Here is a 12425-nt window from a genome sequence, read left to right on the forward strand (position 1 = left end):
TCCTAGAATCGAGGCATGAGCGCGTCCGGCGGTACGAAGGCGATCATCGCGGCATTCCTGGCGAACCTGGGCATCGCGATCACGAAGTTCGTCGCGTGGTTCTTCTCCGGCTCCAGCTCGATGCTGGCCGAGGGGGTGCACTCGGTCGCCGACTCGGGCAACCAGCTGCTGCTGCTGCTCGGCGGGCGCAAGGCCAAGAAGTCCGCGGATGCCGAGCACCCGTTCGGCTACGGCCGCGAGCGCTACGTGTACGCCTTCGTCGTCTCGATCATCCTGTTCTCGGTCGGCGGCGTGTTCTCGATCTACGAGGGCGTCGAGAAGCTGACGCACCCGCATCCGCTCGAGAACGCCTGGCTGCCGATCCTGGTGCTCGTGATCGCGATCTTCCTCGAGGGCTTCTCGCTGCGCACCGCGGTGAAGGAGTCGAATCCGCTCCGCGGCAGGCAGAGCTGGGTGCAGTTCGTGCGACGCGCGAAGCAGCCCGAGCTGCCGGTGGTGCTGCTGGAGGATGTGGCGGCGCTCACCGGGCTCGTGTTCGCGCTCATCGGCGTCGGCCTCACGATCCTCACGGGCGACAACGTCTGGGACGGCATCGGCACGATCGCGATCGGCGTGCTGCTGGTGCTCGTCGCGATCATCCTCGGCGTGGAGACCAAGAGCCTGCTCGTCGGCGAGGGCGCCACCCCCGACGACCACGCGAAGATCCTGGCCGCGCTGAACGACCACCCCCTCGTCGAGGCCGTCATCCACATGAAGACCCTCTACCTCGGGCCGGAGGAGCTCATGGTCGCCGCGAAGATCGCGGTTCCGAAGGCGGCCCGTGCGGTCGAGGTCGCGGCGGCGATCGACGCGATCGAGGCGGATGTGCGCGCGGCGGTTCCGGCGGCCCGGGTGATCTACCTCGAGCCCGACATCTACGTCGCCCACGGCGAGAACCCGCCCACCGACGCGATCGTCATCAAGAGCGCGGACTGAGCTCCGCGGGAGGAGCAACGATGGACATCCTGCACAGCATCCTGTTCACGGCCCACATGCTGGGTCTCGCGGCCGTGATCGGCACCTTCTTCGTGCAGATGCGCAAGGACGACGGCTTCGCGGTCGGCGTGATCCTGGCGGGCGCGATCACCCAGGTGGTGTCGGGCGTGGGGCTCGTGGGCGTCGCCCAGGCCGGCGACCACGACCTGAACATGATCAAGATCACCGTGAAGCTCGTGATCGCGCTCGTCGTGCTGGTGGCCGCGATCCTCGCGTTCGTGGCGCAGCGTCGCGGCGGACGGGTGAAGCCGTGGTTCCACACCGCAGGCGGCCTCGCCATCGTCAACGTGGTGGTCGCCGTCTTCTGGCACTGACCCGACTCCGTGAGAGTACGCACATCCGCGTACTTTCGCGGGTGAGAGTACGCGGATGTGCGTACTCTCGGGGCTGGGCTCAGAGCTCGGAGGCTCGGGCGTCCTCGAAGAAGCGGGTGAGGAGGGCGGCGGACTCGGCCTCGAGCACGCCCGGCACCACCTCGGCGCGGGCGGGCAGGCGGCGGTCGCGCAGCAGGTCGTGCACGCTGCCGGCGGCCCCGGCCTTCTCGTCCCAGGCGCCGAAGACGACACGCGGGATGCGCGCGGCCAGGATCGCACCGGCGCACATCACGCAGGGCTCGAGCGTCACCACGAGGGTCGTGCCGTCGAGGTGCCAGTCGCCCCGGGTCTCGGCGGCCCGCCGGATCGCGACGACCTCGGCGTGAGCCGTCGGGTCGCCGTGCTTCTCGCGCTCGTTGCGGCCGTGCGCGAGCACCGATCCGTCCCGGTCGAGCAGCACCGCGCCGACCGGAACATCCCCGGATGCGAGGGCGAGCTCCGCCTCGGCGAGCGCGAGGCGCATGGCCTCCTCATCGGCGCCTGAGGGCATAGATTGAAGCCTATGCGAGTGCACGTCGCCGACCATCCGCTCATCACCCACAAGCTCACCGTGCTGCGCGACGAGCGCACCCCGTCGCCGGTGTTCCGCTCGCTCGCCGAGGAGCTCGTCACGCTGCTCGCGTACGAGGCCACCCGCAACGTGCGCACCACCGAGGTGACCGTGCAGACGCCGGTCGCCGAGGCGAAGGGCCTGGCGATCGCGACCCCGCGCCCCCTCGTGGTGCCGATCCTGCGCGCCGGCCTCGGGATGCTGGAGGGCATGGTCAAGCTCGTGCCGACCGCCGAGGTCGGCTTCCTCGGCATGGTCCGCGACGAGGAGACGCTGCAGCCCACCACCTACGCCGAGCGCCTGCCCGACGACCTCTCGAACCGACAGTGCTTCATCCTCGACCCCATGCTCGCGACCGGCGGTTCGCTCGGCGCGGCGATCGAGTTCCTGTTCCAGCGCGGCGCCGTCGACGTGACCGCGGTGTGCCTCATCGCCGCCCCCGAGGGCATCGAGGCGGTGCGGAAGGCGACGGAGGGCCGCGAGGTGACGATCGTCGTCGGCGCGCTCGACGAGAAGCTCAACGAGAAGGGCTACATCGTGCCGGGCCTCGGCGACGCCGGCGATCGCCTCTACGGCCTCGTATGAGCCTGTGTTACGTGTTGTGTTACGTCGGCGCCCCGCCTGGTTGACACACGGCGTAACTCTCACCCAGACTTGCCCCCATGACCGTTCACGCGCGCCCCACGACCTCCGTCGAGGCCTTCGGGAACGCCGGCATGATGATGCCGGTGCGCACGGTCATGTGTTGTCGAATGTGTGCGTAAGGCCACCTCGCGCCCGAGTTGACCCATGGTGAACTCCCCGGAATCCGGACGTCCGTCCCCGGATGACGCCTCCCGCTTCGACAGCTCCCGGCCCGCCGCTCCCCTCGATGACGCGGCCGCCGACACCTCGCAAGGATTCGACGACATGTCTCTCGCCACCCTCGACACCCTCCGCCCCCCGACCCGTCCCTACCCCGCCACGCGCGCCGTCTCGCAGCCGGCGCCCGAGGCCGAACGCCCCCGCATCCGCGCGGTGCCCGAGGGCACCGAGGCCCGCGGCTTCGCCCTCTACGTGGGCGTCGACGAGCTGACCGCCGCCACCTCCGGCGTCTCGCTCCCCCAGCTCGTCGAGGCGCTCAAGCGCACCATCGCCGACCTCGTGCCGGATGCCGAGACCTACGCCGCCGTCGCCCTCGCCCCGCGCGGTGCGGGCGGTCGCGACGTCGAGGTCGTGCGGCTCGCCCTGCAGGATCCGGCAGCCCTCGCCAAGCACCGCCAGTCGGCCGCCCCCGCCGAGCCGCCGGAGCCGAAGGGCGGTGTCGTGATCGACATCTCGCGCAAGCGCGTGCAGCTCGACGGCGAGATCGCCCCGCTGACCTACAAGGAGTTCGAGCTGCTGCAGTTCCTCGTGCTCCGCGAGGGCCGCACGATCGACCGCCACGAGATCATCGCGACGCTCTGGTCGGACGGCACCGAGGAGGTGCCGAACGAGCGCACCATCGACGTGCACGTGCGGCGGCTGCGCTCGAAGCTCGGCGCCTACGAGGACATCGTGCGCACCGTACGCGGCTCCGGGTACCGCTTCGACCGGCACGCGGATGTCACCATCCGCTGGGCATCGACCCCGTCGCCCGACGTGTTCTGACGCGCGCGGTCACGACCACCCGCGGCGGGTGACGCCCTCCCACCCCTCCCGGTGGACACTTCCGATGGATGTGTCCACCTCGTCGGGGGGAGCACGTGACCACGACATCCACGTCCGATCGGTCGCCGAAGGGCCGCGCGCGCCGCGTCGTCGCGGCCGCGCTCAGCGGTCTGCTGGCGGTCGCCGCCATGGTCGCTGTGCCCGCGGCGCCGGCATCGGCGGCCCCGGCGGGCATGTCGATCCAGAAGGCGGTGGACGGTGGCGAGCTCGCCGACGTCGGCCCGGGTGACTCCTTCACCTTCACGATCACGGTGCAGTGCGCCGACTCCCCGTGCGAGGGCGCCCGGATCAGCGACCCCCTGCCCGCCGAGTTCGTCGGGCTCGACCTGGTGTCGTACTCCATCGACCCCGACACGGTCCCGTTCACCTTCGACCCCGACGGATGCGTCGCGCCCGGCCCCGTCGTCGCCGGATGCGCCCCCACCGTCGAGTTCACCGCCGACCTGGGCGGCGGCGTGCTCGGCCTGCCGATCGGCGCGGGCGTGCTGTCGATCACCCTGCACGTGCCCGACGACCTCAGCCCCGACTGGCCGGCCAACGGGGCGCTGCTCACCAACACCGCCTCCGTCACGTGGGACAACCCGCCCGACGGTGTCGTCCCCCCTCTCGCCGATCCGGCCCAGGTGCGGGTGACCGTGCCGATCGAGACCGCGATCACGGGCGACAAGCTGTGGGAGCCCGCGAGCCAGCAGTTCGACCCCGGTGAGCCGTCGACGATCACCGTGACCTCGGGCAACGCCTCCAACATCGCGGCCGAACAGCTCGTGATCCAGGAACCGGCGACGGCGCCCGACGGCGCAGCCGCCCTCGACGCCTCGAACCCGTTCCGGATCGTCGACTTCACGGGGTTCGGCGCGAGCAGCCTCCCTCCCGACGCGACCACGGTGACGGTTCAGGCCTACGTGTTCGACGGCGCGACATGGAACTGGACGACCGACGGCGCGCCCGCCACGACGCCGACCCTTCCGACGAGCGTCGCCGACCCGGCGGATGTCGGCGGGATCCGCCTCGTCTACGAGACCGGCATCGCCCCGGATGCGAGCGTCACGGTGCCGATCCAGGTCGCCCAACGCGCCACCGACCGCGACGACGCCTCGTCGCTCGTCACCGGCACCAGCATGACGAACGAGATATCGGGCACGCTCGTCTTCGACGGGGAGCCGCCGGTGACCGACGACTGGACGGCACCGTTCGAGATCACGCCCCTCACGGTCGCCGTCACCCCCGGGAAGAGCTTCGCCCCGTCGACCGTGCCGGCGGGCTCCCCGAGCACGGCGACACTCACCGCGACCAACGCCTCCAACGGACCCGTCGACACGCTCACGCTCGTCGACGTCGGGTTCTTCGACGACGACTACCTCTTCACGGGGTTCCCCGGCGGCATCGACTGCCCGGCTGTGGTGAGCGCCTCCCCGACGATCTCCTGGCAGATCGGGGGCGTCGATCAGGCGCCCGCCGCCTTCATCTGCGGCACCGCACCCACGCCGCCCGCCGGGACGGTCACCGGTTTCACGGTCACCTTCACGGGCGACTTCGCGCCCGGGGTCGTCGCGACCATTCCCGCCGAGGTCACCCCGTCGACCGAACTCGTCTCGCTCGGCGATCCGACCGACAGCCGGGTCAACGCCCTGTCGGCATCCGCGACGAATGCCGCCGGAACCGACACCCAGGTCGCGCCCGCGACCCTCGACGTCGTCTTCCCCGAGGTCGATCTGAACCTCGCGAAGCAGCTGAGCCCCAGTTCGGCGGTCGAGCCGGGCGGCAACGTGCTCGCCACCATCACCGCGACGACCGGCACGGGGGCCGCGGATGTGAATCCCACCACCATCGTCGTGGAGGACAGCTGGGGTTCGGGTGACTCCGGCACGGGTGACCCCAACGCGTTCTGGAACGGCTTCGACCTGTACTCCATCGCCGCGACCCAGGTGCCGGCGAACACGACGTTGACGATCGAGTACCAGGTCGACGGCGACCCGAGCTGGTTGACCCTCGTGGTCGTGCCCCCGCAGAGCTCCGCGTTCATCTACACGATGAGCCACGCCGAGCTGGTCGCCGCGCTGGCACCGACGGCGACCTCCGACGTCGTCGGCATCCGCTTCACCTTCGACGACCCGAGCGGGTTCGCGCAGGGCCAGTCCGTGCAGCCGAACATCGGATTCGTGGCACGTGACACCCTCCGCGACGGCACGGGACCCACCGACACCGCCGACGACGGCCTCGCGACGCCGTACCTCGACTGGGCCCACGCCGACGCCTCGGCGGTCGTCAGCGGCATCGACGACCCCATCGAGAGCGGAGACCGCCAGGCATCCGACGACGCGCAGATCGAGATCACGACCGGATCAGGAGACGGCCCCGTCATCACGAAGCGCTGGGTGGAGGCGGCTGATCACACCAGCGACCTCGACGCCCTGGTCTCGCAATCGGGCGACACGGCCACCACGCGACTGGGCTGGTACGTGCCGCGACCCGGCTTCGACAGCGTCGTGGTGACCGATCCGGCGACGGCGCCGGGAGCGGATCCGGATGGCGCGGCCTCGACGACCTTCCAGGCCTTCGACCTGCTGTCGATCGATCCGATCAGCTTCGCCCAGGACCCGCGTCTGCAGTGGGACCAGGTGACTGCTGTCGAGCTGTTCCGCTCCGGCGCCTGGGTGACGGTGACCCCGCCCGGCAGCTGGATGGACGCGAGCGGCTTCGTCGGCTACGCACTGCTGCCGGAGGAGACCGCCGACACCACGGGGGTGCGCATCACGATCCTGCCGGACGACGCGGCCCGCGTGGGTTCCACCGATCCGACGGCGCCCGCCCCCGGTGAGGGGGTCGCCTCCTCGCCGGGCGGGGTGCAGCGCCCGATCGACCTCACCTGGCAGCTGCGCAACACCGTGCGCGTGGTCGCGACCGCGCCGACCAACCCGAACGATCCGTGGGTGACGGCGAAGCACGGCTACAACGGGCTCGATCCGAACGTCATCTGGAACTCGGCGCGGATCGACGCCGACCATTCCGTCGACGGCATGCAGTCGGACGCCGACCGCGACTCGGTCACGCTGATCGACGAGCTGCCCGGGGTGTCGGTCCGCAAGGTCGCCGACCCGACCGAGATCGCCATCCCCGAGTCGGACGACGTGCCGGCGGCCGACTACCCCCAGGTGACGTATCGGCTCTTCGCCGAGAACACCTCCCCCGCGCGGGCGCCGTACATCCGGATCACCGACCCGACACCGTGTCCTCCGGGCTCCCTCGACCAGTGCGTCATGCCGGCCGACGACTGGGACGGGGATCCGTTCGCGGGACGCGCATACGTCGCCGCCGAGAACCCCTTCGAGCAGTTCGACCTGCTGCTGGTGCATTTCGTGTTCGACGACCCGAGCGAGGTCTCGACGTCGGCCTCGACCGTCACGCTGTGGCACCGCTCCGCCGCGGGCGTGCTCTCGACGACGAGCATGTCGATCGACGCCGTGACGGCGCTCGGCGAGGCCGAGCTCGCCGACGTGGTCGGGGTCAGCGTCGTGTATCAGGGGGGATCGCCGGAGACCGATGGCGGCTCGCTCAGCCAGGGCAACGAGCTGCGGCTGGTGCTGAACACCCGTCTGCGCGCGACCGCCCGCAGCACGGGACTCGACGTGGTCGCGAGCGACGTGCGCAACATCGCCCAGAGTCAGGCATACGACCCCGTGCTCGCCCCCGACCCCGACGACCCGGCGTCCGCTCCGTACGCCTCCGGCGACGCCACCGTCACCCTCACGGACGCTCGACTGGACGTCGTCGCCGGGAAGAGCATCACGCCGGACTCGGTGCTCGAGGTCGACGCGCCGACGACCGATCCCGATGTGGCGCTCACCGCCGACTCCGGGACGGCGACCGCCGCGCCGCAATCGGTGACCCTGACCGACGACGACCCGGCGTTCTGGAACGGGGTGCGGCTCGCCGACGACCCCGCACTGATCGCCACCCTCCCCGCGGGCGCCGATCAGGTGCGCGTCGACGTGCTCGTCGCGGGGGTGTGGATCCCGGGGGTCGCGGGCGCGACACCGGTGCTGCCCCCGGTGCCGCCCGACAGCGTCCGGGGTGTGCGGTTCGTGTTCGACCGCACGGACGGCGACGTGTTCTCGCACACCGCACCCGCGGCGCCGTGGAGCGCCGCCGCCGGCTTCACCGTGACCCTGCTCGGCACCCAGCGCGACGGCACCCCGCTCCCGTTCCCCGGGCAGCTCGACGACACCGTCACCGCGGCGAGCGAACGCACCGACGGCCTGTTCAGCACCGCCACCGCCGAGGCCGACGACGGCATCGTGCTCGACCCCGGCACGCGCGGCCTCGACGTCGTCAAGACCCAGCCCGGGTCGGGCCACAATGTGGCGGTCGGGTCGACGGGAGACTGGACACTCGAGTTCACCGACACGGGCACCGGCTTCGTGACGATCGACGAGGTCGTCGACCGGCTTCCCGCCGCGCTCGAATGGGACGGCACGCCCCCGAGCTACGCGACGAGCGCGGGAGGCACCCTCGGCACCGCGGTGTCGCTGTCGAGCTCGCCCGACGGGAAGACGCTGACCTTCACCTGGCCCGCGGGCGCGAACCGGATGTCGCCCGGCGAGACCTTCACGATCACGATCGCGCTGACACTGCTGCCGGGCCTCTCCGCGGGCCAGTCGGCGGTCAACGACTTCCTCGTGGACTCGGCCGACCCCCTCGACGACTGCACCAACACCTCCGGCAACGCCCAGGGACTGCTCACCGGACTCGCAACCGACCAGTGCGGCACCTCGAACTTCGTGCAACCGAACCCGGGCGGGGCCCTGTACGCGGCCAAGTACGTGAACGGCGACGTCGACGGCGCGGTCGTCGACGGCGAGGCGAACCCGTCCGACCCGAGCGCCGGGTGCGCGGTCGACTCCGAGGGCTTCACCCGCCTGCCGTGCGCCTCGTACTCCGCCGTCGGCGCGGAGGACGAGTGGAAGTTCTCGGTGGTGAACGCGGGCACGATCGACTACTCGGCCGTCACCATCGTCGACCCGCTGCCCCGACCGGGCGACCGGATGCTGGCGACCGGCAGCGCGCGGCTGTCGGAGTACCACCCGGTGCTCGTGACCGACTCGATCACCGTGCGTCCGATCGTGGGACTCGACATCACCACCGAGGTCACGACGAGCGCCGACCCCTGCACGGGGGCCGCCCCCGGATCCGTGTGGCTGAGCGACCCGACCTGCGACACCACCGCCGTGTGGGAGACGCTGTCCGGGTACACGGGTGATCCGGAGGCGATCACCGCGATCCGGGTGACGATCGTCTTCCAGCGCATCCCCCTCGCCCCCGGCGACAGCGTCGAGCTGCGGTACCGCACGGTGAACGAGCCCGCGTCGAGCACGCTCGTCGACGGCGCGCCGATCGACGTTCCCGACACCGACCCGGGCATCGCGTGGAACCAGGCGGGGGTGACCGCCCAGCTGCTCGTCGGGAGCCCCCTCTCGTCGGCGCCCGTGCAGGCGGGTGTCATGCTGCTCGCCGGCGACCTCGGCGTCACGAAGCTCATCGTCGGCGACCTCGCCCAGGCGCCCGACGAGTTCGACTTCCAGGTCGAGTGCACCGTCGCGGGGGTGCCGCTCGCCCTTCCGGATGACGGTGCCCTCACCCTCAGCCGAGGCGGCGGGCTGCGCACCGACATCCTCGGAATCCCCCTCGGCGCCGACTGCACGGTGTCGGAGCTCGGCGACGTCGGAACCTATGGCGAGCAGGAGCGGTTCGGCGACGGGGCGACGATCGCCGTCGACACGGCATCCGACGGGTCGGGCAGCGCACCGGTCGTGCAGACCGCGCGCGTGCAGAACCGCTACCCCTTCCCCGCCCCACCTGGACCGCCGCCCGGACCCCCACCCGGACCGGACCCCGACGGCAGCGGCCTCGCCGGAACCGGACTCGACGGCGTCGACCTGCTCGCGGTGCTCGGTCTCGGCCTCGCCGCACTCGGAGTGCTGGCGATCGCCACGAGGAGGCGGCTCAGCGCACCTGGTGCTCGGTCGCGATGCTGACGTCGACCACCACGCTCACGAACGAGGGCAGGTCGCTCAGCTCGGCCGAGAGGTCGCCGAGCTGCGGGATGTCGCCGTCCGGCGTCACGACGTCGACCGTGGCCGTGAGGCCGACCCACCGCACGTCGTCGACGTGGGAGCCCTGCTTCGTGGAGATCCACGCGACGCTCGCATCACGGATCTGGGCGTTCCAGGAGGCGAGGGCGAGCGTCACGATCGAGTTGAGCACGAGCGGCACGAGCACGACGAGCGACAGCAGGGCCACGATCAGGTAGGCCCGGCGGCGACGCGGCGCGGGCATCGAGCTGGGTTCGCGGGCGTAGCCGGCGACCGTGAACACGATGCTCGCGGCGATCACGATCGCCAGCGCGTTGAGGGCGAACAGCAGCAGCGCGCCGAACGCGAGGTCGAACGCACCCTGACCGGCGCACACCCCGACGACCCCGAGCGGCGGCACGAGCGAGATCGAGATCGCGACCCCCGGCAGCACGGTGCTGAGATCCCGGCGCGACATCGCGAAGGCGCCCGCGAACCCGGTCGCGAGGGCGGCGATCATGTCGAGCAGCTGCGGCGAGGTGCGCCCCGTGATCTGCGAGTTCGTCGTCAGCGATGCGGGGTCGATCACGATCGAGGAGAACAGGGTGCCGAGCACGATGACGATCGCCACCCCGGCGACCATCCAGAGGAAGCTGCGCAGCACGAGACGCGGATGCCCGGTGACGATGCCGAAGCCCATGCCCTGGATCGGCGTGGCGAGCGGGGCGATGATCATCGCGCCGATGACCGTCGCCGTCGAGTCGGCGATGACGCCGCAGATCGCGATAACGCCGGACAGCACCAGCATGATGAAGAACGCGCCGCGCTTGCGCACCACGTCGCCGCGGCTGAGGTCGAGCGCGTCGTGCAGATCCTCGGCCGTCTGACGCTGCGACGGCGGGATGAGGGCCTGGGTCAACCGCGACATCTCCGCCCTCCCTCGGCTGCGCACCGCTCCTGTGTGCAGAGTAGGGCCCGCCCGAACCGGGCGGCAAGATCGACGCGACCCGGTATCACCGACGGCTCCCGGGCCTCCTCTCCCCTGTGGGCGCATGCCCGCCGACGGTGTCCGCCGCCGCTCCTCGAGAGGAAGAACGATGACCACGACCAGTCCCGCTCGGCGCAGCGCATCCAGCCGCTCGCGCACGAAGCACACGAGCTCGGAGGCGGTGCGCCCGCGCGCCGCGACCGACGAGGAGGCGCTCGCCACCACGGGTGCCCCCAACCCCTACGCCCTCGCCTCGCTCGTCGCCGGGCGCCGCATCGACTGGGACAGCGCGCGCGATCCGCAGGGCGTGCTGGAGGACGTCTTCGACCTGCCCTACGCCGACATCATCGGCTCGGCGGACTCGCCCATCTTCTACGGCAGCACCCTCGCGAAGGGGCGCCCGACCCGCTCCCGACCGGCCGCTCCCCCGGCGCGCGGCGACGACGACACCGACGACAAGGAGACCGGCACGCCGGACCTGTCGCAGGCGTCGACGCTCGCGGACGTGCTGGCCGCGCTCGGCGAGAAGAACCCCTCCGACGTGCCGGTGCGGGGCGCCACCCTCACCCGCGACGGGGTGTTCGCCCAGCTCGGGCGGGCCGGCGACCTGAAGCTGCGCTACGCGCACCTGTTCGACGACCGCGTGCTCGACGTGCTGTTCCCGCTGGAGCCCGGCTACCACCCGCCGGGGTACAGCTGGCAGGACACCGGGCGCTTCTACAACGAGACCACCGAGTTCTTCGACCCGGTGCAGGGCTCGGTCGCCGACTGCTACTTCATCGCCGCGATGTCGTCGGTGGCCTGGGCGAAGCCGTTCACGATCGCCGACCGCACCCGCGCCACCGCATCCGGCCAGGACTCGTTCACCCACCAGGTGAGCTTCTTCGGCGGCAGCGGCGGCTACGGCTCGGGCGGCTGGGGCACGGTCGAGGTGTCGGATCGGGTGCTCGTCGGGTCGGGCGGCAGCGTCTCGGCCTTCGCCCACTCGTTCGAGTCGGGGGAGATCTGGCCCGCCGTCTACGAGAAGGCGTTCGCGAAGTGGCGCTTCGGCACGAGCGACGACTTCCCGAAGATCCCGGACCTGGCGTGGGGCAACACGGTCGCCTCCTGCGTCTCGCTCACCGGCGGCCACGCCTACGCGAACGGCCACTCCGGCATGAGCGACGCGCAGCTGCTGACGCTCGTGAAGTCGCACAGCCTGGGCGGGCGCACGACGACGCCCATGGTGTGCTGGTCGTACGGGGCCGGCTCGGATGAGGCGACGCGCGCCGCGAACGAGGCCGGCATCGTCGCCTCCCACGCCTACTCGGTGCTCGGCTGGATGCGCCGCTACGAGTGGGTTCCCCGTCTGCGGCTGACCGTCGACATCCCGAGGATGATCCCCGAGTGGCGGGTGCCGACGCCCGACCCCGTGCTGGTACGCGACCAGCTCGGCGGCGCGACTCTCGACGAGCTCGCTCGGATGCGGATCGACCTGCCCGACGAGGTGTTCCAGCGCTACGAGCTGCGCCCGGTGGACTACATCATCGTGCGGAACCCGTGGGGGTCGACGCCCGGCACCGGGTCGACGACCGCCTCGGGCGACTTCCACGCTCGCGACGTGAGCTGGTGGCGCGACGTGCCGCTCGGCGCGAACGGCGTGTTCGCGATGGAGGTGGGCGCCTTCCGGCGCTACTTCGCCGGCACCGGCGGCGCCGACTGAGACCCCCGGGGCGGGGCCG

Annotated in this window: 8 protein-coding genes; 6 read left to right on the forward strand and 2 right to left on the reverse strand. The window is 71.4% G+C overall.

The window, feature by feature from the left end; all coding sequences use genetic code 11:
• Window positions 1-15: 15 nt before the first annotated feature.
• A complete protein-coding gene (locus tag NUH29_RS09365; RefSeq protein ID WP_258798826.1) occupies window positions 16-975 on the forward strand; it encodes a cation diffusion facilitator family transporter in 960 nt (319 codons plus the stop codon).
• A gap of 20 nt (window positions 976-995) precedes the next feature.
• Entirely contained in the window at window positions 996-1349 is a 354-nt protein-coding gene (locus tag NUH29_RS09370; protein ID WP_258798828.1) for a hypothetical protein, read from the forward strand.
• 79 nt (window positions 1350-1428) lie between these two features.
• On the opposite strand, the gene NUH29_RS09375 is transcribed toward NUH29_RS09370, so the two are convergent.
• Window positions 1429-1899, reverse strand: coding sequence for a nucleoside deaminase (locus NUH29_RS09375; protein WP_258798830.1), 471 nt, complete (start codon window positions 1897-1899; stop codon window positions 1429-1431).
• Window positions 1900-1911: 12 nt separating this feature from the next.
• On the opposite strand from NUH29_RS09375, the gene upp reads away from it, so the two are divergent.
• From upp to NUH29_RS09390, 3 genes are all read left to right on the forward strand, one after another.
• Complete coding sequence (upp, locus tag NUH29_RS09380; RefSeq protein WP_258798832.1) at window positions 1912-2544, forward strand: uracil phosphoribosyltransferase; 633 nt, start codon at window positions 1912-1914, stop codon at window positions 2542-2544.
• A 324-nt stretch (window positions 2545-2868) separates the two neighbouring features.
• A complete protein-coding gene (locus tag NUH29_RS09385) occupies window positions 2869-3588 on the forward strand; it encodes a winged helix-turn-helix domain-containing protein (protein WP_258798833.1) in 720 nt (239 codons plus the stop codon).
• Between the two features lie 95 nt (window positions 3589-3683).
• Window positions 3684-9680: a DUF5979 domain-containing protein gene (locus NUH29_RS09390; RefSeq protein ID WP_258798834.1), complete on the forward strand. Its 5997-nt coding sequence runs from the start codon at window positions 3684-3686 to the stop codon at window positions 9678-9680.
• On the opposite strand, the gene NUH29_RS09395 is transcribed toward NUH29_RS09390, so the two are convergent.
• Window positions 9649-10644, reverse strand: coding sequence for a TIGR00341 family protein (locus NUH29_RS09395; RefSeq protein ID WP_258798835.1), 996 nt, complete (start codon window positions 10642-10644; stop codon window positions 9649-9651). The genes NUH29_RS09390 and NUH29_RS09395 overlap by 32 nt on opposite strands.
• A 169-nt stretch (window positions 10645-10813) precedes the next feature.
• Here NUH29_RS09395 and NUH29_RS09400 point away from each other — a divergent pair, with 169 nt between their 5' ends.
• Entirely contained in the window at window positions 10814-12406 is a 1593-nt protein-coding gene (locus tag NUH29_RS09400; protein WP_258798836.1) for a C2 family cysteine protease, read from the forward strand.
• The last annotated feature ends 19 nt before the right edge of the window (window positions 12407-12425 follow it).

Origin of the sequence: Protaetiibacter mangrovi, assembly GCF_024752305.1 — a bacterium.
Classification (GTDB): domain Bacteria; phylum Actinomycetota; class Actinomycetes; order Actinomycetales; family Microbacteriaceae; genus Homoserinibacter; species Homoserinibacter mangrovi.

What these genes read in the sequence shown, in the direction of transcription:
- NUH29_RS09400 (WP_258798836.1), top strand. Translation starts at nt 10,814, where the DNA reads ATGACCACGACCAGTCCCGCTCGGCGCAGCGCATCCAGCCGCTCGCGC.
- NUH29_RS09385 (WP_258798833.1), top strand. Translation starts at nt 2,869, where the DNA reads ATGTCTCTCGCCACCCTCGACACCCTCCGCCCCCCGACCCGTCCCTAC.
- NUH29_RS09370 (WP_258798828.1), top strand. Translation starts at nt 996, where the DNA reads ATGGACATCCTGCACAGCATCCTGTTCACGGCCCACATGCTGGGTCTC.
- upp (WP_258798832.1), top strand. Translation starts at nt 1,912, where the DNA reads ATGCGAGTGCACGTCGCCGACCATCCGCTCATCACCCACAAGCTCACC.
- NUH29_RS09365 (WP_258798826.1), top strand. Translation starts at nt 16, where the DNA reads ATGAGCGCGTCCGGCGGTACGAAGGCGATCATCGCGGCATTCCTGGCG.
- NUH29_RS09375 (WP_258798830.1), bottom strand. Translation starts at nt 1,899, where the DNA reads ATGCCCTCAGGCGCCGATGAGGAGGCCATGCGCCTCGCGCTCGCCGAG.
- NUH29_RS09395 (WP_258798835.1), bottom strand. Translation starts at nt 10,644, where the DNA reads ATGTCGCGGTTGACCCAGGCCCTCATCCCGCCGTCGCAGCGTCAGACG.